2 protein-coding genes are annotated in these 1001 nt (G+C 51.3%); both read left to right on the forward strand.

Annotated elements, in window-relative coordinates:
• The first annotated feature begins 237 nt into the window (after window positions 1–237).
• The gene (locus ACFFNX_RS52535; RefSeq protein WP_077784083.1) at window positions 238–768 is read left to right on the forward strand and encodes an MbeB family mobilization protein; all 531 of its coding nucleotides are present in this window, start codon (window positions 238–240) and stop codon (window positions 766–768) included.
• A 6-nt stretch (window positions 769–774) separates the two neighbouring features.
• Window positions 775–1001, forward strand: a 227-nt coding sequence (locus ACFFNX_RS52540; protein ID WP_378213745.1) for an MbeD family mobilization/exclusion protein, incomplete at its 3' end; no start/stop codon positions are given.

A 1001-nucleotide genomic window follows, 5' to 3' on the forward strand; every position in this document is an offset into this window, starting at 1 on the left:
CGGATAACCGCCGGATACTGACTCTCCCTGATAACCTGCCGGAAACGAAACAGGCGCTTGCTGAGGGCGTCACACGAGGTATAGACGCACTTTACCATGCCGGAGAGATAAAAGGCCGTCAGGATGTGATTCAGGCGCTCACAGAGGCAGGGATTGACGTGGTCAGGGTGACGCGAAGCAGTATCAGCATTGCAGACCCGAACGGCGGGAAGAATATCAGACTGAAAGGAGCGTTTTATGAGCAATCTTTTACAGACGGGCGCGGAGTTCGAGAAAAAGCTGAAAGAGAGAGCCGAATCTACAGAGAAAATGCTGAACGACGAGTTCAGGAAGCTCGAAGAATCTGTAAACAGGGAACTGACCTCAAACGAATCTTTAATCAGGAACGCTATCAACGACCATACAACAGCCCTGAAAGAACTGCTGGAGAGATATCAGAAAACGACCGTCAGCACGATGGATACACACTGGAAAACCGTACTGAAAATGAGCGTGAAACGCTGGCTGTGGCTGATTATCGTCTCAGTGCTGATGTTTGCCACGACCGGGAGCCTGCTGTGGTACCAGGGCATGAAGATAAACGCGAACATGAATATTCTCCGCGAGCAGAAAGAGAGTCTGGAGAAGCTGAACGCGAAGACATGGGGTGTGCGTTATCACGAGGACAGCAACGGACGTTTTCTGGTGTTGCCGAAGGGGATGAAAGCCGAAACGAACTGGACGGAGGACAACGGCAAACTGAACGCAGTGAGATTGGTACAGGAGTGACAGAGCATGACGGAACTGGAAAGACATTTGCTGAACGCATTAGAGCAACTGCAACAGGACTATATGCAGCGGCTGAACGAATGGGAGAGCGCCTTCGGGGAATTGCAGAAAATGTTTTCGCTTACGCAACGGGACAACGCGATGCTGAACGAGCGGGTCATGAAGTTGAGTCAGCAGGTGCAGCACTTGAGCGAGCAGACAGAACGCTTGAGCCAGTTATACAGCGAGAACTG

This window comes from Actinoallomurus acaciae, from assembly GCF_042429965.1.
Taxonomy (GTDB): domain Bacteria; phylum Actinomycetota; class Actinomycetes; order Streptosporangiales; family Streptosporangiaceae; genus Actinoallomurus; species Actinoallomurus acaciae.